Genomic DNA, 23,633 nt, shown 5'->3' with positions numbered 1-23,633 from the left:
GTTCTAAACATTAAAGCAAAAATAGCCCGTAACCGGGCTATGGCCCGAGAACCGGAATAAAAAAAGCCCCGCCAGCAGGCAGGGCTTTTTCAATCTAGCAAAGGAACCGAGACTACTCGGCTACAACGCGGAAATTAATCGTGTGCTTCACTTCCTTGTGCAGGTTAGCCGTAGCGGTGTAGTCGCCAGCCGAAGCAGGCTCCTGGTCGAACGACAAACGCTTGCGGTCGATGTCCACACCCTTGGCTTTCAGCGCGTCGGCCAATTGCAGGGTGGTTACGCGACCGAAGATTTTGCCGCTCTCACCCACCTTAGCGGGGATTTCCAATACCATGCCACCAACTTGGTCAGCAATAGCTTGGGCGTCACCTTTGATTTTGTCGGCTTTGTGAGCGGCTTGACGCACGTTCTCAGCCGTGATTTTCTTGTTCGTCTTGTCTGCCAGCATGGCCAGACCCTGCGGCAACAGGAAGTTGCGACCGTAGCCCGATTTCACGGTCACGATGTCGTTCTTGTACCCGAGGCCCTTAACGTCGTCTTTGAGGATAATTTCCATGTCTTGATTAAGATGTGAAAGCGGAGGACTTAGGACTCAGCAAAAGCAAATGCTTGCTTAAATCCCCAGTCCTCAGTTCTCAGGTCTAAGGTCTATTTCAGGGCGTCGGCTACGTACGGCATCAGAGCCAAGTGGCGGGCCTTCGCGATGGCCTGGGTCACTTTGCGCTGGAATTTCAGGCTGGTGCCGGTGAGACGACGGGGCAGCACGCGGCCCTGCTCGTTCACAAACTTCAGCAGGAAGTTCGGGTCTTTGTAGTCCACGTACTTAATACCGTTCTTCTTGAAGCGGCAGTATTTCTTACGGGTGTCCTGCGGCTTGTTCATAGCCGACCGGTCGTTGTTGCGGTTGAATGCGGGAGATGCCATGTCGTTGCTAAATTATTGGGCTACGGCTTCGGTTTCTTTGGCAGCCTTCTGCTGGTTCATTTCGCCGTTGCGGCGGCGGGCGTTGTACTCCACAGCGTGCTTATCGAGCACGGTCGTGAGGAAACGGATAACACGCTCGTCGCGGCGGAAAGCCAGTTCGAGCACGTCCACGATGTTGCCTTCGCCAGTGTAGGACAGGCAGAAATAGTAGCCTGTGCTTTTCTTTTGAATCGGGTAAGCCAGCTTGCGCAGGCCCCAGGCTTCGGTGGACAAAAGGGCGGCGCTATTTTCCTTAAGCACCTGAGTGAACTTCTCGACCGTTTCTTGCACCTGGCTCTCGTTCAATACGGGAGTCACGATGAAGACCGTCTCGTAATTTCTTTGTTCCATTACGATGGGGGTGAATTGTGGGTGTAAAAAATTGATTGGGGCGCAAAGGTACTGACTTTCCGGCACATTGCCAAGCCGGCTTTACATACTTCCCTGCAGCACAGCCGCGGCCCGCTTCCGTATGACATTCACTTCAGCCCAGCACCGCGTGGTTTACCTATTATAATAGAATAGGTGCAAGCCAACGCATGATTGAAGCGACTTCTAACAAAGTCACTCGTCAACGGATTACAATAATGTATCAGCCCGGAGGACACTCATTGCAAGAAAGGAACCTCTGTCAATTTATAAATATCCCTTCCTGCCGTGAGCGACTAACCACAAGTAGCGGTGGTGGGTAGTGGCTTGCAATTTCCTGAATGCGAGAAAAGCAAGCTCCAATAATATACTGAAACATGTTATTTGGTATTATTCTAAATAAGCTTTGGCGGGGTAGTGAGACGCCAAAAATGCCATTTTCCTTTTGCCGCCTACGATTCCTGACCTACATTTGTGGCCTTGAAATGCCCTAGCGTTTCGTTTTACCGTCTATTTTCTTATGAATAGCATTCGACTCCGTTCCTTACCTCATCTGTTGCTGGCGTTTGTGCTCACGTTTGCCGGCATCCAGCAGGCTTCGGCCCAAGATGCCGCCGCCGTGAAAAAAGAAGGGGTAGCACCCGGTGCCACTGCTGCCGCTACACCCGCAACCGCTGCTGCTCCGGCCGCCGGTGGCGGTGATGCCGCTGCCATCGCCGCTGGCGATGCCCTTTTCAAAGGCAACTGCGCCCAGTGCCACGCCGTGAATGAGCAGGTAGTTGGCCCCGCCCTCGGTGGCATCACCAAGCGCCGTCCCATCTCCTGGATTTTGCCTTGGGTAAAGAACTCCAGCAAAGTAGTAGCCAGCGGCGATGAGTATGCCGTAGCTCTCTTCAACAAGTTCAACAAGCAGCAGATGCCCTCCTTCGCCCTTTCGGACAAGGAAGTGACTTCGATTGTAGCTTATATCACTTCGGAAGAAGGCAAAGGCGGCGGCGGAGTAACTGCTCAAAACGCTCCGGCTGCTGATGGCAAGGACGGAGGCGCTGCTGCTGGCGGTGCCGAAGCTGGTGCTGGCAAGTACGTTGACATCCTGCTGATTGTCCTCGTAGTGGTGCTGATTGTGCTGGTGGTAACGCTCGTTATCATTGGTAACCTGATGAAGGACGTGCTGCGTGGCCGCAAGGACCTCGACGGCCGCGACATCGAAATTCTGGAGCAGCGCTTCGACTGGGGTAAGTTTTACCGCTCGCCCGTACTGCGTGGTATTGTAGGTGTCGTTTTCGCTCTCGTTTTACTTTATGAAGGTGTGCAAAGCGTAATGGCTGTTGGCCTGAATCAGGGCTACCAGCCCACCCAGCCCATCGCCTTCTCGCACAAACTGCACGCTGGTACCAACCAGATTAACTGCGCCTACTGCCATACTTCGGTGTACAAGAGCAAGTCGGCTAACATCCCTTCGGCTAACATCTGTATGAACTGCCACTCGCAGATTAAGACGGAGTCGCCCGAAATCAAGAAAATCTACCGCGCCATCGAGCGCAAGCAGCCGATTCAGTGGGTTCGTATTCACAACCTGCCTGACCTGGCTTACTTCAACCACTCGCAGCACACGCAAGTTGCTGGCCTGCAGTGCCAGACTTGCCACGGCCCTATCCAGAATATGGAAGTGGTGTACCAGTATTCGGCCCTCACCATGGGCTGGTGCATCAACTGCCACCGCGAGATGCCCCTCAACACGAAGGACAACAAGTACTACGACAACCTCGTGAAGCTGCACGATTCGAAAAACGCCGGTGCTCCCTTCACCGTGTCGTCGAACGGCGGTACCGAGTGCTCGAAGTGCCACTACTAATAATAAGCTGATTTCAGTAGGGAGTACTGGGTAGTCAGTATTCTAGCCTGCTCGTTATTAACTACTGACTACCCAATACTGATTACTGATTACCCTCCCAAATGAAGTACTGGAAAGGAATTGAGGAACTGGAAAGCGCCCCGGAGTTCATGCAATCGGCCTTTGCCGAGTTCATGCCGGTTAAGGAAAGCCACGAGAGCAAGGACGATACCTCGGCTCCCCGTCGCGACTTTCTGAAGCTTATGGGTTTTGGCGTAGGTGCTGCCATGCTTGCCTCGTGCGAAACGCCCGTGGTGAAAGCCATCCCGTACCTGAACAAGCCCGAGGAAATTGACCCGCTCATTTCCAACTTCTACGCTTCCACCTACTTCACCGGCTCGGACTACAACGCCGTTCTGGTAAAGTCCCGCGAAGGCCGGCCGATTAAACTGGAAGGCAACCCTGAGTCACCCATCACCAAAGGCGGCCTGTCGGCTCGTGCTCAAGCCGCCGTGCTGAGCCTGTACGACGGTGGCCGTTTGCAGCACTTCGCCATCAAAGGCCAGAAGGCCGAGGTGAAGCAGGTTGACCAGGAAATCCGCACGAAGCTGGCGGACACCACGGGCCGCATCGCCATCGTGTCGCACACGATTATCAGCCCGAGCACGAAGAAGGCCATCGCCGAGTTCGCCGCCCGCTACCCCAATACTACCCACGTCATGTATGACGCGCAGTCGGCCACCGGCCTGCTGCAAGCCAACGGTGGCGTGGTCCCCGGTTACGATTTCAGTAAGGCTAACGTCATTGTGAGTCTCGACGCCGATTTCCTCGGTACCTGGATTTCGCCTGTGGAGTACGCCAAGCAGTACGTGGTAAACCGCAAGGTGAGCACGGACAAGCGCACCATGTCGCGCCACTTCCAGTTCGAAACCATCATGTCGCTCACCGGCTCCAACGCCGATGTGCGCGTCCCGGTGAAGCCTTCGGAAGTGGGTGCCGTAGCACTCGCTCTGTATAACGCTGTAGTAAGCGGTGGCAGCGTTTCGACTTCTGCACCTTATGGCAAGCAGTTGGCAATCGCCGCTGCTGAGTTGAAGGCTAGCGGTAACACCGGCCTCGTGGTTTCGGGTTCGAATGACCCAGCCGTACAATCGCTGGTAACCGCCATCAACCAAGCCCTCGGCAACGCTGGCACCACTATCAGCGCTGCTTCGAGCAACGTGCGCCAGGGCGATGATGCCCGCATGGCCGCGCTGGTAAATGATATGAACAACGGTAGCGTAGGCGCCGTAATTTTCTATAATGCCAACCCGGTGTTCAACCATCCGATGGGTGACAAAGTGAAGTCGGGCATCGCCAAAGTGCCGTTGACCATTTCACTCAATGACCGTCTGGACGAAACCGGCAGCCTCTGCCAGTACGCCGCTCCCGACAGCCACTGGCTGGAATCGTGGAACGACTTTGAGCCTAAAGCTGGCTTCCTCAGCTTGTCGCAGCCGGTGATTACGCCGCTGTTCACCACCCGTCAGGCCCAAGAAAGCCTGCTGCATTGGGCTGGTAACAACACGACTTATTATCGCTTCCTGCGTGCCAACTGGCGCGGTATCACCCCCACGGATGCGGCTTGGGACAAAGTAGTGCACGATGGCGTAGCCACCGGCACCGCCTTGCCCGCTACTCCCGCCATGACGGCTATGAGCGCCGCCGCCGCTGCCTCGCAGCTGAGCGGTGCTGCCAAGCCGAATGGCGTTGAGCTAGCCCTCTACGAAAAAGTAGGCCTTAGCGCCGATGGTTGCGGTGCCAACAACCCCTTCCTGCAGGAGTTGCCCGACCCGATTTCGAAAGCAACCTGGGGCAACTATGTAGCCGTACCCCGCGCCATGGCTGTTACCAACAAGTGGGAGCAAGGCGACGTGGTGAAAGTGACGGCTAACGGTCACAGCATTGAACTGCCCGTGCTGATTCAGCCCGGCCAGACCAATGGCACGGTAAGCATCGCCCTCGGCTACGGCCGCACGATGGCTGGCAAAGCTGGCGATAAAGTAGGGGAGAACGCCGCTCCGCTCGCCATGACGGCTAATGGCATTCAGTACATGAATGTGGTGACGCTGGAGAAGACGAGCGCAACCTCGCCCATCGCGCAGACCCAGACGCACCAGACGCTGATGGACCGTCGCCCGGTAGTGCAGGAAAACACGCTGGCTAACTACAAAAAGAACCCCAAGGAAGTAACTGAGTACGAAAAGATTTCCACGCCTGACGGTTTGGAAGCGCCTAGCAAAGTATCGCTGTGGCAGGATTACCAGTACAACAACCACCACTGGGGTATGGCCGTGGACCTTAACTCGTGCATTGGCTGCGGCTCGTGCGTGATTGGCTGCCAGACCGAAAACAACACCGCCGTAGTGGGCAAGCAGCAGGTTATCAACCGCCGCGAAATGCACTGGATGCGTATCGACCGCTACTATAGCTCGGACACGCACAAGACCGATTTCGAAAGCAAAGGCAAGGTGGCCACTTACGCCGCCATGGAAGACCCCTCGGAAAACCCGCAGGTTATCTTCCAGCCCATGATGTGCCAGCAGTGCAACCACGCGCCCTGCGAAACGGTGTGCCCGGTACTGGCTACTACGCACAGCTCGGAAGGTCTTAACCAGATGACTTACAACCGTTGCATCGGCACGCGCTATTGCGCCAACAACTGCCCGTACAAAGTGCGTCGTTTCAACTGGTTCTCGTACTACTCGAATGAGAAGTTCGAAATCGTGAACGGCCACATGTTCACCGACCTCGGCCGCATGGTGCTGAACCCGGACGTAACGGTACGTGCCCGTGGTGTGATGGAGAAATGCTCGTTCTGCGTGCAGCGCATTCAGCTCGGCAAGCTCGAAGCCAAGAAGCAGAAGCGCCGTCCAGTTGATGGCGAAATTGTAACCGCCTGCGCCCAGTCGTGCCCCACCGATGCCATCGTGTTCGGTGATATGAAAGACCCCAACAGCCGTATCAGCAAGCTCCTCCGTCGTGAAGATGGTGAGCGCGCCTTCCACTCGCTCGACTCCATCAACGTGCAGCCGAACGTGACGTACCTGACGAAGATTCGGAATTCCGAGTCGGAGTTCTTCGGCAAAGAAGCTTAAGAAAACGCTTAATCTATATCAACTATGCAGCACGTATCAGCCGTACGCGAGCCGCTCGTAACTGGCGGTAAGACGTTACACGACGTAACGCAAGACATCTGCTATCAGGTCGAAGCCAAACCCAACCTCCGTTGGATGGCAGCTCTGAGCGTGGCGCTGTTCTTTCTGGGGGTGTTCTTCTACTCCGTGTACCGCACCGTATGGTACGGCATCGGCGAGTGGGGCCTGAACAAGACCGTGAACTGGGCCTGGGACATCACCAACTTCGTGTGGTGGGTAGGTATCGGCCACGCCGGTACGCTGATTTCGGCCGTGCTGCTGCTGTTCCGTCAGAAATGGCGGAGCTCCATCAACCGCGCCGCCGAGGCAATGACCATCTTCGCCGTAATCTGCGCCGCCATGTTCCCGGTGTTGCACATGGGCCGTCCTTGGTTGGCATTCTACGTTTTCCCGCTGCAAAACACGCTGGGTTCGCTGTGGGCTAACTTCAATTCGCCGCTGCTCTGGGACGTATTCGCCATCTCAACTTACTTCACAGTATCGCTGGTGTTCTGGTACATCGGTCTGATTCCTGACTTTGCTTCTATTCGTGACCGTGCCAAAGGCCCCATCGCCAAGTTCAGCTACTCCATGCTGAGCTTCGGTTGGAAAGGCTCGGCCAAAGCTTGGTCGCGCTACGAGACCGTTTCGCTGATTCTAGCTGGTGTTTCGACTCCCCTCGTACTCTCGGTACACACCATTGTATCAATGGACTTTGCTACCTCGGTTGTCCCGGGCTGGCACACCACCATCTTCCCGCCCTACTTCGTGGCCGGTGCTATCTTCTCAGGTTTTGCCATGGTGCTTACCCTGATGCTGATTACCCGCGTGGTGTTCCGCCTCGAAGACTACATCACGCTCGAGCACATCGCGCTGATGAACAAAATCATGATGGTAACCGGCTCCATCGTGGGTGTGGCTTACATCACGGAGTTCTTCATCGCTTGGTACTCGCAGGTTGAGTTTGAGCAGTACGCCTTCATCAACCGCGCTACTGGTCCTTACTGGTGGGCTTACGCTTCGATGATGACCTGCAACGTGATTACGCCGCAGCTGGTGTGGTTCCGCCGCGTGCGCTACAGCATCAATCTCACCTTCATCCTGTCCATCATCGTGAACATCGGTATGTGGTTCGAGCGCTTCGTAATCATCGTGACCTCGCTGCACCGCGACTACCTGCCGTCGAGCTGGGCCATGTTCTCGCCTTCGATTATCGACATCGGCCTATACGTTGGTACGCTCGGCCTGTTCTTCACGCTGTTCCTACTCTTCGCCAAGTTCTTCCCCGTGATTAACATGGCCGAGGTGAAAACCATCCTGAAGTACACCGTTGATAACGGCCCGACTTACAACCCCGAGAAGGCTCACGCCGCTCACGCTCATCAACCTGCCATCCACGGGGCTCCTGCTTCGGCTCCCGTAACTTACAACCAGCATGACTAAGCGCTTCGCCCTTGGCATCTTCGAAGACGAGGATGTACTGCTGCACGCCGTTGAGAACGTGCGCGCCGCCGGCGTGAAAATCCACGACGTGTTTTCGCCTTATCCTGTTCACGGGATTGACGATGCCCTCGGCATCGAACGCTCGCGCCTGCCCATCGCTGCCTTTTTCTTTGGCATGACGGGCCTGGCCTTCGCGCTGTGGATGCAGATTTACATGCTCGGTTTCGACTGGCCGATGATTATCGGTGGTAAGCCGCACATCTCCCTGCCGGCTTTCGTGCCCGTAGCCTTCGAGTTGACGGTATTCTTTACCTGCCACGGCATGGCCATTACCTTCTTCACGATTACGGGTCTGTATCCGCGCTTCAAAGTGCCGGTTATGGATGTACGCGCCACCGACGACAAGTTCGTAATGGCCATCGAACTGGATGAAACCAGCTCGCAATTTCCCCGGCTGACCCAGCTGCTGCGCGACAACGGCGCTTCGGAAGTCAACCAAAAAGAAATGACCAACAACTAATGACGCATCCGCTGACCCTGAGCCTGCGCGTTTCGGCGCTGCTGCTGTCCCTGGGACTGGCCACCACGGCCTGCACCCACGACGGAAACGACCCCGGCGTAGAATACGCCCCGGAGATGTACGAATCCATCCCCTACGAGCCGTTGCGCCAAACCACGTTTAACACCGTGAACTCGTTCGGCATCAATGAGCGCACTCCCGCCAACGGTACCATTCCCCGTGGTAAACTCAGCTATTTCGACCACATCCCGAAGGACAGTGTACGGATGGCTGAGCGGATGCTGCACAACCCATTCCCTTACACCAAAGCCAACCTGGAAGAAGGCAAAGTGCTCTACACGCGCATTTGTATGCACTGCCACGGTGAAGCCGGCGACGGTCAGGGTCCGGTTGGTAAGGTTTTCAAAGGCGTACCGAACTACTCGACGGGCGCTTACAAGACGATGAACGATGGTCACATCTTCCACGTCATCGAATGGGGCCGCAACCGCATGATGCCTCACGGCTCGCAGGTGAACCCCGAAGAGCGTTGGAAAATTGCCATGTACGTACACGTGCTGCAACGTGGCGAAGGCCCTGACGCACTCAGCAAGCTGATTGCCAAAGGCCCGACCAGCACGGTCACCAGCGACTCGACTGAAACGAAAGATGCCGCCAATACTGCCCCGGTAGGGCAGGCCCAGGCTGGCACCGGCGCCGAAACTCCCGGCGAAGGCAAAACCAAAGCAACTAACGGCACCGCCAACTAACGCACTATGGCAACTCTGACGCACCACGAAAGCGCCACGGCTGAACAGCTCGTCGTTACGGATGGCGCCCGTAAAACCTTTATTGCCATCATCGTCACCGGTGTGGTAGTACTTATTCTCGGTATCCTTGCCCAAGTATTGGGTTGGGGGGCTGCCGAGCACAGCGAAGCTGCCGGCCATGCCGCCGCGGCACACGGTGCTGCCCACGAAGAAGGACATTCTGTGCTAATTAAGCGCGTGATTGTAAGCCTCTGGCACAGCAACCTGTTTTTCCTCGGCGTGTCCACCATCGGTACGGTGTTCATGGCTATCAACTACGTAGCCTACGCTGGTTGGTCGGTAATGGTGAAGCGCATTTCGGAAGCCCTCAGCGCTTGGGTTATTCCAGGCGGTGTGATTATGCTAATCGTTTTTCTGGTTGGTCGTCACGACATCTTCCACTGGACCCACGAGGGCATCATGGATAAGAACAGCCCGAATTACGATGCCATCATCGCCGGTAAAAGCGGTTTCCTGAACTTGCCTTTCTACCTCATCCGTACCATCGTTTACCTAGCTATCTGGGCCTACTTCAGCTGGAAACTGCGTCAGCTCTCTTTGCAGGAAGACCTGAACGGTGGTACTGTTTGGTTCCACAAGAGTATCAATGCTTCGGCTTTGTTCTTGGTGTTGTATGCTGTAAGTTCTTCGATGTCGGCTTGGGACTGGGTAATGTCGGTTGACACCCACTGGTTCAGCACCATGTTTGGCTGGTATGTATTCGCTTCGTGGTGGGTATCCGGTATCGCTGCTATCGCGCTTACTGCCATCTTCCTTAAGCAAGCTGGTTACCTCCGCGCTTTGAGCGTCAACCATCTCCACGATTTGGGTAAGCTGATGTTCGGTTTTAGCATCTTCTGGACCTACGTATGGTTCGCCCAGTTCATGCTGATTTGGTACGCTAACCTTCCTGAAGAAGCGGTATATTTCAATCAGCGTCTGGGTGGCTTTGAAGGCCGTTACACGTTTCTGTTCTACTTCAACATCGTCATCAACTTCGTATTCCCGTTCCTGGGTTTGATGACGCGCGATGCCAAGCGCCAGATGATTATTATGAAAATCGTCTGCATTGCCATCCTTGTAGGACACTGGTCAGATTTCTATCTGATGCTCATGCCCGCAACTTTGCGTGGTGAAAACGGGTTCCTGATTGAGATTGGCATTGCTGCGATTTTCCTGGGTGTTTTCCTCATCTTGTTCACGCGCCGTCTGGCTTCGGCTTCGCTTGTTGCTGTCAACCATCCGTTCCTCGACGAGAGTGTTCACCACACTACCTAGACTTTAGATTGAAGACCTGAGCGCAAGCTGTTCAAAAACTTGCGCTCAGGTCTTAATAATTAGTACTCAATACTAAAACTCAATGACTGCTCTTACCATTTTGCTGGTGTTGGTGTTGCTGTTGGTCGTGTTCGGCCTACTGTTTCGCCTGCAGATTTTTACTTCTATTTTCTCGGGCACCTTCACCCGCGATATTGGCATGAGCAATAGCGTGAATGCTATTCTGATGCTGGTTTTTCTAGTTGGTGGTGGTGCATGGTTTGCCTACTCATTTGTTGAAAATTTCAACAAAATGAATCCGCCCATTGCCTCGATACATGGCCACCAGATGGAACGAATGTTCTGGATTACAATGGCTGTAATCGGAGTAGCATTTGCTATCACTCAGATTCTGTTGTTTTGGTATTCCTATAAGTACCAGCATAAGGAAGGACGTCGTGCTTACTTTTTTGCGCATAACAATACCATTGAAGTTATCTGGACGATTATCCCTGCCATCGTAATGGCTTCGCTGATTTTCGCCGGTTGGAAAGCCTGGACCCGCATCACTGGTCCTGCTCCGAAAAACTCGGTAGTAGTTGAGGTAATGGGCAAGCAGTTCAACTGGCTGGTGCGTTACCCTGGCCGCGACATGAAGCTTGGGGTAATTAACTACCGCATGATTGATGCCGTGAACGAGTGGGGTTTCGACCTGAGCGACAAGTCTTCGCTGGACGATTTCACGACCAACGAAATTCACGTTCCGAAGGGCGTTCCGGTGCTGATTAAGATTCGTTCGCGCGACGTACTGCACGCTGTTTACATGCCGCATTTCCGCGTTCAGATGTACGCTGTGCCCGGTATGCCGACCCGCTTCTGGTTCACGCCGACCACTACGACGGATGAAATGCGCGCTAAACTGGGTAATCCCAAGTTTAACTATGAACTGGCTTGCAACCAGGTTTGCGGCGGTAGCCACTTCGCTATGAAAGCAACCGTGATTGTGGATGAGCCGGATGATTATCAGAACTGGTATGCCGCTCAGCAGTCGTTCGCTCAGAAGAACCCGGATGTGCTGGCTGCTTTCAAACAGAAGGCCAAAACGATGGTTACTCCCGTAGCTGCCGCGCCTAAGGAAATAGAAGCGGCTCCCGTGCCTTTGGCTGCTTCTTACTAATAACTACTAACGGTATTCCGCTATGTCAGACATGACACCCAAACCCAATCTTTCTCCGGGCGTGCAAACGCAAGGCGGTATTGGTTCCGCTCCGGTGCCGGCAACCGAGCACGGCGACCACCTGCACCACGACGACCACGACCACGAACACCACGACCAGCATTGGCTGTGGAAGTACGTGTTCAGCCAGGACCACAAACAAATTGCCAAGCAATTCCTGATTACGGGCATGTTCTGGGCCATCCTTGGTGGCACTCTGTCCAGCTTGTTCCGTTTGCAGCTCGGCTGGCCCGAAGGCACAATGGAGTGGCTGAAACCGGTCCTCGGCGGCTGGATTCAGGCTGGTAAGCTGAACCCCGAGTTCTACCTCGCGCTGGTTACGATGCACGGTACCATCATGGTATTCTTCGTGCTGACGGCCGGTTTGAGTGGCACATTCTCGAACTTCCTTATTCCGCTGCAAGTAGGAGCCCGCGACATGGCTTCGGGCTTTATGAACATGCTCTCGTACTGGTTCTTCTTCCTGTCGAGCGTTATTATGTTCTCTTCGTTGTTCATTGAAACCGGTCCGGCTGCAGCTGGCTGGACAATTTACCCGCCACTGAGTGCATTGCCGCAGGCAATCCCTGGCTCCGGCACGGGCATGACGCTGTGGCTGGTGAGTATGGTATTCTTTATCGTATCGCAGTTGCTGGGTGGTGTCAACTACGTGACGACGGTTATCAACCTGCGTACCCGTGGCATGAGCATGAGCAAATTGCCGCTCACCATCTGGGCTTTCTTCCTGACGGCTATTCTCGGCATTCTGTCATTCCCGGTTCTGTTCTCGGCAGCTCTGCTGTTGGTGTTCGACCGTTCGTTCGGTACCTCGTTCTTCCTCTCTGACATCTACATTGCTGGTCAGGCTTTGAGCAATCAGGGTGGTTCGCCGGTATTGTTCCAGCACTTGTTCTGGTTCCTGGGTCACCCCGAGGTGTACATCGTAATCATGCCTGCTATGGGTATGGTGTCGGAAGTATTGGCAACGAATTCTCGTAAGCCCATTTTTGGCTACCGCGCTATGATTGGTTCGCTGATTGGCATCTCGTTGTTGTCGTTCGTAGTGTGGGCTCACCACATGTTCGTGACGGGTATGAACCCTTTCCTAGGTTCGGTTTTCATGTTCCTGACGCTGATTATTGCTGTGCCTTCGGGCGTGAAAGTATTTAACTGGCTAGCTACGCTGTGGCGCGGCAACATTCGCTTTACGGCTGCTATGTTGTTCGCCATCGGTTTTGTATCGCTGTTTATCTCAGGTGGTCTGACGGGTATTATCCTCGGCAACGCTACCCTCGATATTCAGATGCACAATACTTACTTCGTGGTTGCTCACTTCCACTTGGTAATGGGCAGTTCGGCATTCTTTGGCCTGTTCTGCGGTGTGTACCACTGGTTCCCGAAGATGTTTGGCCGTATGATGGATGAGAAGCTTGGCTATATCCACTTCTGGTTGACGTTTGCAGGCGTGTACCTGGTGTTTATGCCTATGCACTACGTGGGTATCGCCGGTTTCCCCCGTCGTTACTACGCTTGGACGGGCTTCGATGCCTTCTCGCAATTCGCTGATATGAACAAGTTCATCTCGATTGCGGCTATCATTGCCTTCCTGGGTCAGTTCATCTTCATCTTCAACTTCTTCTACAGCATATTCCGCGGCCGTCGTGCTACCGAGAACCCTTGGAACTCGACTACGCTGGAATGGACTACGCCTGTTGAACCCGGCCACGGCAACTGGCCCGGCGAGATTCCGGCTGTGTACCGCTGGCCTTACGATTACAGCAAGCCTGGCTCGGATGTGGACTTCATTCCTCAGAACGTACCGTACTCGCAAACGCAGTCATCGAATCTGCCTTATGAGCAGGAACTGGCTGACTAGTTAGAGTGTGTTTGATTAACCAATGCAATTGGTAAAGTCCCGAAGCGGGCCGCCTAATCGGCGGCCCGTTTTTGTTTCACGGATTTTACTTGACCACTTCAATTTTATGTGCCAGCTGTCTTGTGCAGATATGCCGCGATAGTAACAGCCCATTTTTCGTCATGGATAATTTTCACCTGAGCGCTGCCGTTCGCCGTTTCCGGTTTGTCGGTATCCTTACAGTTGTGAGCGTGTACCTACTGATTTTGGTAGGTGGGGTGGTGCGCAGTACCGGCAGCGGCATGGGTTGTCCCGATTGGCCCAAATGCTTTGGCAGCTGGGTGCCACCCACAAAGGCCAGTCAGTTACCAGCCAATTATAAGGAGGTGTATACTGCGCAACGTGTGGCCAAGAATCAAAAACTGGCCCGCACGTTGCAGCGAATGGGTTTTGCCCAGGTTGCCGGAAGCATTTTCGCGCACCCTACCCAATATATCGAGACAGATTTCAACCCGGTGAAAACGTGGATTGAGTACGTGAACCGATTATTGGGAGCTCTAATCGGTGTGTTTGTTTTTCTCACTGTCGTATTCGCGTTGCCCTATTGGCGGCGCGACCGAACAATCTTTTGGTTGGCTTTTGCCTCGTTTCTTCTGACTGGCGTGCAAGGTTACCTTGGGTCGTTGGTCGTCTCAACCAATTTGCTGCCTGTGATGGTGACGGTGCACATGGCGTTGGCGCTGGTAATCGTAGCGTTGCTGTTGTACGCAGTTGACCGGGCGCGATGGAGCCAGGGCAATGCTGCTTCGCAAATGCCGACGGCGGAACTGATTGGAGCTTCAACCGTACCAAAACGGCCCGCTGTGGCTTTGAGCATCTGGCTCTGGGCAGCGTTGCTGCTTACCTTCTGGCAGATTGTGCTTGGGACGCAGGTACGAGAACAGGTTGATATCGTATCTGCCGCGGCCGACTACGTAGGGCGCGAAAATTGGGTGAGTAAGCTCGGTAGTGTATTCAGTCTGCATCGCACAATGTCGGCCGCGGTATTGCTACTGAACGTGTATGTCGGCTACGAGCTTTGGCAGCTAGCGCAACAGCGCCTGCGCAAGCTGGTTACCGCTACGCTCACTCTTATAGGGCTGGAAATTCTGGCGGGCATCATTCTGGCGTCGTTTGCGCTGCCGGCAGCGGTGCAGCCGGTGCATCTCACATTGGCCACTGTACTATTCGGCATCCAGTTTCTGATGCTGCTGGCGGTAACCCGCGCCCGCAAAAGCCCGGAAACTATTGCACCCACGGATGCACCCCGGCAGGTTGTTGCGTAACTTTGCGGCCCCGTTGGGTCTAGCTCCTTCAAGTTGAGCTGGGCGACGAAATTATTAGTACGATTGATGGTTAAGGCCCGCGCCTATTTTCAGCTGCTCAAATTCCGGCTTTCGCTCACGGTAGCGTTTTCCAGCGCCATCGGCTATATGCTGGGCGCGCACGAACTGAGTTGGAGCCGGGCATTGCTGGTGATGCTGGGTGGACTGCTCGTGACTGGCTCAGCTAACATAATTAATCAGGTGCACGAGCGGGAGTTGGATAAGCTGATGACCCGCACGGCCAAACGTCCATTACCGCTGGGCATTATTTCGCCAGCAGAGGCGTGGGTGTTCTGCGTATTGCTGGGCGTGGCCGGGTTTGCGCTGTTGTGGTATTTCTTCAACCCGCTCACGGCGGGTCTGTCGTTGCTGTCACTCATTCTCTACGGCTTCATCTATACGCCGCTGAAGACGATTTCACCCATCTGCGTGGCTGTAGGTGCCATCCCGGGCGGTTTGCCGCCGCTCATCGGCTGGGTGGCGGCCACTGGTTACATCGGGGTGGAAGCTTGGGTATTGTTCGGAATTCAGTTTATGTGGCAGTTTCCGCACTTCTGGGCCATTGCCTGGGTTGCCGATGACGACTATAAGCGGGCTGGATTCAAAATGCTGCCAACGCCTGGCAACCGCGACCTACGCACCGCGTTCCAGATAATGACTTACACCCTGCTCCTGATTCCGCTGAGCCTGTTGCCGTTGGAGTTCAACATTTCAGGTCGCATTTCGGCGCTGGTTGCCGTGGTGGCCGGGGTGCTGTTTCTGCTGCTCACGGTGCAGCTCATGCGGACGCAGTCGCGCAAAGCAGCATTACGCATCATGTTTGCCTCGTTTTTGTACTTGCCCATCGTCCAAATTGCGTTGGTGCTGGACAAAATTTAGCAGACGGTAGTCAGGTTTCAACGGGTTCTGCGGAACCGGATTACCAGCAATTACAATTGACAATCAATACCTAACAATTAGCTTATGAATCCTTCTGAAACATTATCCGAAAAGGAAGTTGGGCTCGGCTGGCACCCCAAGCGTGTTCTGCTTATTCTGCTTATTTTCAGTATTGTAATGATGTTTGCGGCTTTCACCAGCGGCTACATTGTGCGCCGTGATGAGGGCAACTGGCGTGAGTTTGAATTGCCTGGTTCGTTGCTCATCAATTCAATCCTGATTGCGCTGAGCAGTGCCAGCATGCAATGGGCTTATTTCTCGGCCCGTAAGGACGAAATCAGCCGCGTTAAAATCGGCTTGATTATCACGCTGGTACTGGGCTTGGCGTTCCTGGTGGGGCAGTACCACAGCTTCGGCGATTTGGTGGCTGGCAACACCTATTTCGGGGGCGCTGATGCCAATCCATCCGGTTCGTTCGTATACGTATTGATGGGTGTGCACGCTTTTCACCTGGTTACCGGGCTTATTTTTCTGGCCGTAGTCCTCAAGCGGACGCTTAATTATCAGGTGCATTCGCGTGCTCTGCTATCTATCGGCAACGCTACCTTATACTGGCACTTCCTGGGCGGGCTTTGGCTGTACCTGTATTTGTTCTTACTTTTGAACCACTAAAACGACGTTACGCTGTCTGCTATGGCCCAATCGACCACTTTGCCGCACCCCGCGGCTTCCGCTACCCAAGACGCCCCGCGCACCGGCAACTGGGATGGCGGCAACGAACCCTTCAAAGCGAGCTACGGCAAGCTGATGATGTGGTTCTTCCTGCTTTCTGACGCATTTACTTTCGCCGCCTTCCTCACCACCTATGGCATGATTCGCCATAAGCACGAGGTTTTCACCGGCGAAGCCAAAGATTTTGTGTTCAGCACGCGCTGGTGGCCAATTCCTGACCATGTATTCAACGCCTTCCCCGGCATGGGCGAGGCAAACGTTCCCCTCGGTTTCGTGGCCTTGATGACCATGATTCTGATTCTGAGCTCGGTTACCATGGTATTGGCCGTAGAGGCTGGCCACCGCATGGACAAAGCTGATGTGCAGAAATGGCTGCTTTGGACCATCCTGTTCGGTACCACTTTCCTGGGCAGTCAGGCGTGGGAGTGGACTCACTTCATCCACGGCCATAGCGAAGGCACGGTAATGGCCGACGGCACTGTATTTCACGGGGCTAACCTGGCGATGAACCAATACGGCCCGGTGCTTTTTGCCGACCTGTTCTTCTTCATCACCGGCTTCCACGGTACGCACGTATTCTCCGGCGTTTGCCTCTTGATTTGGTGCTTTATTGCCACCACCAACGGCACTTTCGAAAAGCGTGGCCACTACGAGATGATTGAAAAAATTGGCCTCTACTGGCACTTTGTAGATTTGGTGTGGGTATTCGTATTCACCTTCTTCTACCTCGTTTAATCACAATTATAAATTTTGAATTTTGAATTATAAATTGTGAAAAGGGCACGCTGCCTGACTCATGATTTATAATTCAGGATTTATAATTCTCCCCAAATGGCTTCTCACGCAACTACTGAACATACCCTCGCGCCGGGCGAAATCGCCAAGCCGAACACCGCTTGGATTTGGCGGGTATTTGGCATCCTGGTTGGCATCACGGCTGTCGAATTCGTCTTCGTATTCCTGATGCACCCGAGCACGCTGCGCAACAGCATTTTCATCGTGCTCACCATCATGAAAGCCTTCTTCATCGTGGGCGAATTCATGCACTTGAAGCATGAAACCAAAGGTCTGATTTGGACCATTCTGGTGCCGGTGGCCCTGTTGGTTTGGCTGCTGGTAGCCCTGATTACCGAAGGCTCGTTCATCGGCGAAGTCCTGCAAAACATGTTTAAATAGCGGATGCGGCCCCGCCAAACCCTTTTGCTGGGGCTGCTGCTATTGGTGCCGGTACTGGCCTTTCTGTTCCTGTTCCGCTTCGGCTCCAACCGTTACGCGCTGCCAACTTACCTGCCTGACCGCGTGGATTCCACGCAGGTCGGCGGGGAGTGGCAGCGCGATACTGTTTTCCACCAAGTCGCACCGTTTCAGCTTCCTTCTTCCAACGGACGCGAAGTGCGCAGTGCAGAACTAGGAAAAGGGCTTTATATCGCCCAGTTCTTTGGTGCCGATGAGGCTAGTGCCCGCGTGGCACGACAACTGCTGCGCGTGCAGGAGAAATTTCGGCATGAGCCCCGCGTACGTCTAGTCACCTTCGTGCTGAATGGTGCCCCCAACCAACCCTCCGCGCTATCCCAACTGGCCGAGCAGTACGGAACCATTGCCGGCAAATGGTTCTTCCTGACCGGAGCCCCCGATACCCTTAAGCGGCTTACCCAACAGGAATTTCGCCTGACTGCCGACCCTAAGCGCCTGCCGGGAGCCGTGTACACGGCCAACATCCCCGTTGGCCGGCTGTTGTTGGTTGACAATCAGCGCCGGGTGCGGGGCATTTATGATGGCACCGACGGCCGCGAAATAGACCGCTTACTCACGGAAGTAACCGTGCAGCTTTACGATTATGAACACCCCCACTGAACAACTGCATCCGCCGGTGATGGCTCCCGGCGATTATACGCGCTACAAAATCATCCTTGGTGGCCTGGGAATAGTAGTACCACTGCTGGTTGCGGTGCTGTTCTATTTCAAAGGCATTTTCAAGATTGACGGCGCCGATGCTTATCTGCATATGCTACCGGCCGTGAATGCCGGCTTGAATTCGCTGACCGCCGTTGCGCTTTTGGTAGGATTTTACTTTATCCGGCAGAAGAATGTGTTGGCGCACCGCACGGCTATGGGTACCGCCTTTGCCTTGGGCGGGCTGTTTCTGCTCTCTTATGTCGCGTACCATTCGCAGGTGGAGAGCACGCATTTTGGTGGGGTTGGCGCTATTCGGACCATTTATTTCTTCCTGCTGCTCACGCACATCAGCTTGGCGGTGGTAACGGTTGGGTTGGTGCTGTTTACGCTGTATTTCGCGCTCACAGGGCAGTACACCAAGCATAAGGCTATTGCGCGCTGGACTTTTCCGGTGTGGCTGTATGTGTCGGTGACGGGCGTCATCGTGTATTTCATGATTTCGCCGTATTATACCTGAGACCAAGAAACTTTGCTTTAATCTTTGTGTTGATTTAGCTATGAAAAAGCCCTTTTTTGCCGCCGCTTTTGCCCTGCTATTGGGCGTGATGCTGAGCTTGGCCCCCCTGGCTGCCCGGGCGCAGTGCACGATGTGTAAGTCGCAGGTAGAAGCGGCCCGGCAGGAGCGCGACGATTATGATGTGGCTGGCCTCAACAAGGGCATCGTGTACATGATGACGGTGCCCTATATCCTCATGGGTGCAGTAGGCTATTTCTGGTACCGTCGCACACATCCCAAAGCGGCCAAAGCCTAGTGGAGCAGCCCACTACGGCTATTCCATCCACGGGACGGGCATTGCTGGAACTGCGTTGCCCGCGCTGCCATACGGGTAAGCTGTTTACGCACCCGGCACTGAGTACCAGGTTTATGGAAATGCCCGAAGCCTGCCCGGTATGTCGGCAGACATATGAGCCGGAGCCAGGTTTTTATTACGGCGCGATGTACATCAGCTCGGGTTTCTCAACAGCAGTGCTGCTGGGGATTGGTTTTCTGCTGTATTATTTCGCCAACGACCCACCGCTGTGGGTGTATGTGGCAACGGTGGCCACCGCCGTGCTGGCCATAACACCCGTGCTGTTCCGCTACTCGCGGGCCGTGATGCTCTACGGATTTGGAGGCGCGCGTTTTGATATGCGCTACTTAAATCGCTAAAAATAAAAGAACTAAGAGCTTCAAAAGTGCTGCCGACGGCAGCATTTTTTATTAGGCTTGGATTTTGCGGGTCGCTTAAACCGGGACTATTTCGAATCAGGCACTTCATTTTGATAATGCTCGCTTCGACGATAGGCCTTTGTGGCTAGGTATCGTGTTTACTTTGGGACCGCCTACGCTTCGTCGGATTAACGATTTCATCTTCTCTTTTTTGCGTCCGCTTCCTTTCTTTGGCTCATCCGTAAAGCAAGCTTCCTCATGGCGACGACTGCCCTGGCTGTTGCTGCTGTGGGCTGTACTGTGCTTTGTAGGGGGGGACCTGACCAGCCGCTACGCGCAAACCCCGGGCGTGGTGCAACGCACCGATGTGGCTCGCCTGCAGCATTTGGTGCGCAACGCCGAGGCTACGGCCCGCCGTGAGGCCGATACTGTAGCCGCCGAGCTGACTCGCGGTGGCTACAGCTTTCAAAAGCTGATTGCGCAGACCACGTACCCCACCTGCGTACTGGAAAACGGAACCCTACGCTATTGGTCCGATGCTACCCTGCGGCCCGAAGCGGAGGCCGCTGGCACAGCTTCCGAGCGACTGGTGGAAACATCCTTGGGGAGCTTTCTGCAACTGCGGCGCCTGGCCGGCCGGTATCTTATTCTGGTGTATCTACCGCTGGAGCGGCGCTACGACATCAGCAATCGGTATCTGCGGGAGGGGGGCGAGCAGGCGCTGTTCAGGGGCATGGAGCTGAAGGTGGTGGCCGATAGCGCCGCCGATGGGCCGGCCCGGTTTGAAGCGCCCGATGGACATTACCTGTTTTCCATCAGGCGCTTGCAGCCGAACCCGCTCACGGGGCAATATGTGCCGCTGGGGTTGCTGGCACTTGGTAGCCTACTGTATGCCGCGGGGTGGCTGCTGCTGGCGTGGCACTGGTGGCGGGCGGGCCGGCCAATGGCTGCCGTGGCGGCCTTGGTGGTGCCGCTGGTGCTGCTGCGGGCGCTGCTGCTGTACCTGGGGCTGCCGTATTCGTTCATTGAATTGCCGTTATTCGACCCGCGCGTGTACGCGGCGGCGTGGTGGGCACCCTCGCTGGGCGATTTGCTGCTCGACTCCCTGCTGGCTTTGCTGGTAGCTGTGGGAAGCGTGGCCTTGTGGCGGCATTTTCAGGTGCCGCTACGGCTGCGGGCACCGCAGACGCTTGGCCGGCAGGTGGTGGCCGCAGTAGTGATAGGGGGCGCTTTTTGTGGTTGGCTGGGGCTGTTATTCAGTTATTACACCTCGGCTTTTGGCAGTTCTCAGCTGAGCCTGGATGTAAGCCGGAGCGTACAGATTACGGGATTCTGGGTGGTGCTGGCGCTGGCGGTGCTGCTGCACACGGCGGCGTGGCTGGTGGGATTATTCGGCCTGACGCAGCTGGCGGGTGCCTTGTTGCAGCACGTGCCGCGCCGAGTGCTGCTGCTGGCCCCCGCGCTGGCTACACTGCCGGTGCTGGGGGCAGGGCTAGCCCTGGGACAGCCGTGGCTGCTGCTCCTAGGCGTTTTGCTGTTATTCGCCGCGCTGGTGCGGGCCGTGAACCTGCGGGCAGTACCGACTACCAGCAACTACCAGTCCTCGGTGCTGCTGGTGCTGTTGCTGGCCCTCACGTCGGCCACCGGAGCGTTGGCGCTGTATTCGGGTTTCGAAAAGCAGGTGCTGGTTGATAAGCAGCGACTGGCTGGAAATCTTCTGGTTGATAATGATTTTCAGGGGGAATATCTGCTGAGTGAGCAGATGCACAAAATCGCGCGTGACCCATTTGTGCGGCGGGCGCTTACCGCCGCCTTCGGGCGGCCCGAGGCGATACGTGAGCGCATCGCCCGGCAATACCTGAGCGACTATTTCGACAAGTACGAAAGCACCATCACGCTGTATGACGCGGCCGGCGACCCTGTGGGCGCCCCCAAAGGCACGCCCAGCCTGCGCGAAGCCCGCGCGGCCACGGCGCGCCAGGCCACGCCCACCGGGCAGGCCGGCGTGTTTCTGGTGCAGTCCGATAACCCGTTTGGCTCGCGGCGCTACGTGGCGCACATCACCGTGCCGGGGCAGCGCGTGAGCGGCATTGGCTTGCCCATTGGGTCGGTGCGGGTGGAGTTAACGCTCAAAAAACTCACCTCCTACAGTGTGCTGCCGGAGCTACTGGTCGACCAGAAGTTCTTCGAGCCCGGCCTGGCCACCGAGCTGAGCTACGCCGGCTACAACCACGGCCGGCTGGTGTACAGCGAAGGCGATTTCGACTACGCCAACCGCTTGCCCACGGCCCTGCTAGCCGAGCCCCGCCTCTATACTACGGGCCTCACGCGCAAAACCTTTCACCATTTTGCCGTGCGCGGGTCGCTAGACCGGACGGTAGTCGTGACCACGGCCACGTACTCGCTTGGCGATTGGCTGGCCAACTTTTCGTTTCAGTTTTTGCTCTCGATGTTTTTCTGGCTGTTGCTGGGCGGGGTAGGCTTGCTGGTGCGCGGCCGGGCGCTGCCCCGGCTCAACTTCAGCACGCGCATTCAGCTGCTGCTGAATGTGGGCATTGTGGTGCCGCTGCTGGTGGTGAGCGTGGCCACAGCCAGCCAGCTTATCGATTCCTATAAGCGCGACCTGGCCCGCACCTACGAGCGGCGCGGGCAACTGGCATTGGAAAGCCTGCGCCGCCAGCGTCACTTACTATCCGACAGCACGGCCCGGCCCACACTGGCCGCGCTGGTCAAGAACGTGGCCGCCCTCACCGAAACCGACCTCAACCTCTATGATGCCCACGGCGAGCTGCTGGCCAGCAGTCAGCCCCTGATTTTCGACGCCGGCCTGCTGGGGCCGTTGGTGAACCCGCAGGCCATGGTGGCGCTGCGCGAGCGCAACCGGCCCCGCGCTCTGCTCACGGAGCGGGCGGGGTCGTTGTCGTTCAATTCCTTATACCTGCCGGTGCGGGCGGGTGCGGGCGAAAAAGTGGTGGCCGACCTGGCGGGCCACGCCCTGGGGCATGGGCCGGCAGGAGCAGCCGCTGATAAGGCGGTAAAATATTCGGTCAACTCGCCGTTTGATGACGATGATGGTTCGTCGGCTGACGAAATGGACATGCCGACGGGGCCGATTCTGGGCTACGTGGGCATTCCGTTCTTCGACTCGGAGAAGGCACTGAATACCAAGCTGACGGAGTTGTTTACTACGATTCTGAACATCTTCACGCTGATGTTTCTGCTGTTTCTGGGGCTGGCGTATGTGGCGGCGCGGCAGCTCACGGCTCCCCTCAAGCTCATCACCGAAAAGCTCACCCAAACCACGCTTACCGGCGAAAACGAGCTGCTGGACTACCGCAGTTCCGACGACGAAATTGGCCTGCTGGTGCGCGAGTACAACGCCATGCTCACCAAACTAGAAGCCAGCAAGCGCGAGCTGGCCGCCCAGGAAAAGGAGGCGGCCTGGCGCGAAATGGCCCGGCAGGTGGCCCACGAAATCAAGAACCCGCTCACGCCGATGAAGCTTAGTTTGCAATTCCTCCAAAAGGCTATTGCCGAACGCCGGCCCAATGCTGAGGAGCTCATCGGGCGCATCAGCCAGACGCTCATCACCCAGATTGACGTGCTGAGCGACATTGCCACCAGCTTCAGCACCTTCACCAACCTGCCCACCATGCGCCCCGAGCGGCTTGATGTGGCCGCCGTGCTGCGCCGCTGCGCCGGCCTGCACCAGCCCGATACCGACGACGGTGCGCTGGACTTGCACCTGCCGCCCGATGCCGAAACCGGCCGCTACGTGGTGTTTGCCGATGAAAACCTGCTGGTGCGCACCTTCAACAATCTGCTGATAAATGCCCGCCAGGCCGTGCCCGAGGGCCGCGCCCCGCACATCGACGTGAGCCTGGAACCCGTGGACGGCAAAGGCGTGCGGGTGGCCATCCGCGACAACGGCGCGGGCATCCCGGAGGAGGTGCGCGAGAAGGTTTTCGTGCCCAACTTCACGACTAAAGCCAGCGGTTCGGGCATCGGGCTGGCGGTGGCCAAGCGCGGCATCGAGAGCGCCGGGGGCAAAATCTGGTTTGAAACCGAAGTGGGGGAGGGCACAGAGTTTTTTATCGAACTGCCGCTGGCGGGCTGAGGTCGATTACTCAG

At 55.9% G+C, this 23,633-nt stretch carries 21 protein-coding genes; 18 read left to right on the top strand and 3 right to left on the bottom strand.

Translation table 11 applies throughout. From position 1 onward, the window contains the following. Positions 1-112: 112 nt before the first annotated feature. From rplI to rpsF, 3 genes are all read right to left on the bottom strand, one after another. Positions 113-556, bottom strand: coding sequence for a bL9 family ribosomal protein (gene rplI, locus ACYVM5_RS01695; protein ID WP_460608914.1), 444 nt, complete (start codon positions 554-556; stop codon positions 113-115). Positions 557-648: 92 nt separating this feature from the next. Beyond that, the gene (gene rpsR, locus ACYVM5_RS01690) at positions 649-882 is read right to left on the bottom strand and encodes a 30S ribosomal protein S18 (protein ID WP_035561439.1); all 234 of its coding nucleotides are present in this window, start codon (positions 880-882) and stop codon (positions 649-651) included. Between the two features lie 54 nt (positions 883-936). Next, entirely contained in the window at positions 937-1,314 is a 378-nt protein-coding gene (gene rpsF, locus ACYVM5_RS01685) for a 30S ribosomal protein S6 (RefSeq protein WP_460616450.1), read from the bottom strand. 538 nt (positions 1,315-1,852) lie between these two features. On the opposite strand from rpsF, the gene ACYVM5_RS01680 reads away from it, so the two are divergent. From ACYVM5_RS01680 to ACYVM5_RS01595, 18 genes are all read left to right on the top strand, one after another. Continuing rightward, positions 1,853-3,187: a cytochrome c3 family protein gene (locus ACYVM5_RS01680; RefSeq protein ID WP_460616449.1), complete on the top strand. Its 1,335-nt coding sequence runs from the start codon at positions 1,853-1,855 to the stop codon at positions 3,185-3,187. Between the two features lie 101 nt (positions 3,188-3,288). Then, positions 3,289-6,303, top strand: coding sequence for a Fe-S-cluster-containing hydrogenase (locus ACYVM5_RS01675; protein WP_460616448.1), 3,015 nt, complete (start codon positions 3,289-3,291; stop codon positions 6,301-6,303). 24 nt (positions 6,304-6,327) lie between these two features. Further along, positions 6,328-7,785 carry an NrfD/PsrC family molybdoenzyme membrane anchor subunit gene (gene nrfD / locus ACYVM5_RS01670; RefSeq protein WP_460616447.1) on the top strand — a complete coding sequence of 486 codons (1,458 nt, stop codon included), beginning with the start codon at positions 6,328-6,330 and terminating at the stop codon, positions 7,783-7,785. Next, positions 7,778-8,305 carry a DUF3341 domain-containing protein gene (locus ACYVM5_RS01665; RefSeq protein WP_342299864.1) on the top strand — a complete coding sequence of 176 codons (528 nt, stop codon included), beginning with the start codon at positions 7,778-7,780 and terminating at the stop codon, positions 8,303-8,305. The genes nrfD and ACYVM5_RS01665 overlap by 8 nt, the downstream gene beginning before the upstream one ends. Beyond that, on the top strand, positions 8,305-9,054 hold the full coding sequence (locus ACYVM5_RS01660) for a c-type cytochrome (RefSeq protein ID WP_460616446.1): 750 nt from the start codon (positions 8,305-8,307) through the stop codon (positions 9,052-9,054). Before ACYVM5_RS01665 ends, ACYVM5_RS01660 begins: the two co-directional genes overlap by 1 nt. A 6-nt stretch (positions 9,055-9,060) precedes the next feature. Then, complete coding sequence (locus tag ACYVM5_RS01655) at positions 9,061-10,371, top strand: quinol:cytochrome C oxidoreductase (protein WP_460616445.1); 1,311 nt, start codon at positions 9,061-9,063, stop codon at positions 10,369-10,371. 82 nt (positions 10,372-10,453) lie between these two features. Further along, positions 10,454-11,527 carry a cytochrome c oxidase subunit II gene (locus ACYVM5_RS01650; protein WP_460616444.1) on the top strand — a complete coding sequence of 358 codons (1,074 nt, stop codon included), beginning with the start codon at positions 10,454-10,456 and terminating at the stop codon, positions 11,525-11,527. Between the two features lie 94 nt (positions 11,528-11,621). Beyond that, positions 11,622-13,442 carry a cytochrome c oxidase subunit I gene (locus tag ACYVM5_RS01645; RefSeq protein WP_460617433.1) on the top strand — a complete coding sequence of 607 codons (1,821 nt, stop codon included), beginning with the start codon at positions 11,622-11,624 and terminating at the stop codon, positions 13,440-13,442. Positions 13,443-13,603: 161 nt separating this feature from the next. Beyond that, positions 13,604-14,746: a COX15/CtaA family protein gene (locus ACYVM5_RS01640; RefSeq protein WP_460616443.1), complete on the top strand. Its 1,143-nt coding sequence runs from the start codon at positions 13,604-13,606 to the stop codon at positions 14,744-14,746. 66 nt (positions 14,747-14,812) lie between these two features. Further along, complete coding sequence (gene cyoE, locus ACYVM5_RS01635) at positions 14,813-15,664, top strand: protoheme IX farnesyltransferase (protein WP_460616441.1); 852 nt, start codon at positions 14,813-14,815, stop codon at positions 15,662-15,664. A gap of 84 nt (positions 15,665-15,748) precedes the next feature. Next, entirely contained in the window at positions 15,749-16,336 is a 588-nt protein-coding gene (locus ACYVM5_RS01630) for a cytochrome c oxidase subunit 3 (RefSeq protein WP_460616440.1), read from the top strand. Positions 16,337-16,357: 21 nt separating this feature from the next. Beyond that, a complete protein-coding gene (locus ACYVM5_RS01625) occupies positions 16,358-17,131 on the top strand; it encodes a cytochrome c oxidase subunit 3 family protein (RefSeq protein WP_460616439.1) in 774 nt (257 codons plus the stop codon). 96 nt (positions 17,132-17,227) lie between these two features. Then, positions 17,228-17,572 carry a cytochrome C oxidase subunit IV family protein gene (locus ACYVM5_RS01620; protein WP_198067885.1) on the top strand — a complete coding sequence of 115 codons (345 nt, stop codon included), beginning with the start codon at positions 17,228-17,230 and terminating at the stop codon, positions 17,570-17,572. A gap of 3 nt (positions 17,573-17,575) precedes the next feature. Next, positions 17,576-18,250, top strand: a complete 675-nt coding sequence (locus ACYVM5_RS01615; RefSeq protein WP_460616438.1) for an SCO family protein — start codon at positions 17,576-17,578, stop codon at positions 18,248-18,250. Next, positions 18,234-18,809, top strand: a complete 576-nt coding sequence (locus tag ACYVM5_RS01610) for a DUF420 domain-containing protein (protein ID WP_460616437.1) — start codon at positions 18,234-18,236, stop codon at positions 18,807-18,809. Before ACYVM5_RS01615 ends, ACYVM5_RS01610 begins: the two co-directional genes overlap by 17 nt. Positions 18,810-18,849: 40 nt before the next feature. After that, positions 18,850-19,104 carry a hypothetical protein gene (locus ACYVM5_RS01605; RefSeq protein ID WP_460616436.1) on the top strand — a complete coding sequence of 85 codons (255 nt, stop codon included), beginning with the start codon at positions 18,850-18,852 and terminating at the stop codon, positions 19,102-19,104. A gap of 119 nt (positions 19,105-19,223) precedes the next feature. Continuing rightward, entirely contained in the window at positions 19,224-19,502 is a 279-nt protein-coding gene (locus tag ACYVM5_RS01600) for a DUF983 domain-containing protein (protein WP_460616435.1), read from the top strand. A gap of 211 nt (positions 19,503-19,713) precedes the next feature. Beyond that, positions 19,714-23,619: a sensor histidine kinase gene (locus ACYVM5_RS01595; protein WP_460616434.1), complete on the top strand. Its 3,906-nt coding sequence runs from the start codon at positions 19,714-19,716 to the stop codon at positions 23,617-23,619. Positions 23,620-23,633 lie beyond the last annotated feature (14 nt).

The organism is Hymenobacter ruber (assembly GCF_054783255.1).
Note: the sequence above shows the minus strand (reverse complement) of the source record. Positions and strands in the feature narration are given on the sequence as shown.